The 238-nt window shown below is 62.6% G+C and carries 1 protein-coding gene; it reads left to right on the plus strand.

Annotated features, from left to right (window positions below; all coding sequences use genetic code 11):
* A partial coding sequence (locus L9G74_RS21955) for a crossover junction endodeoxyribonuclease RuvC (RefSeq protein ID WP_238899042.1) occupies positions 1-189 on the plus strand: 189 nt, incomplete at its 5' end.
* Positions 190-238: the final 49 nt, after the last annotated feature.

The following is a 238-nucleotide window of genomic DNA, read 5'->3' on the forward strand; positions in this document are numbered from 1 at the left end:
GAACAAATCCAGCTGATGGTCCAGCGGCTCTTGCAGCTGAACGGCCTGCCCGCACCGGACTCGGCCGATGCCCTGGCCTGCGCCATCAGCCATGCTCATCACAGCAGTGTGGTGGGCGGCCTGCAAAAAAGCGGAGCCATCACCACCGGGCCGCGCCGTCGCATTCGCGCTGGCCGGATCTTGGGTTAACTCTCCAGAAGGAACGTCATGATAGGTCGCATCCTGGGTACCTTGATCG

It is taken from the genome of Shewanella electrica (assembly GCF_022321485.1).
Taxonomy (GTDB): Bacteria; Pseudomonadota; Gammaproteobacteria; order Enterobacterales; family Shewanellaceae; genus Shewanella; species Shewanella electrica.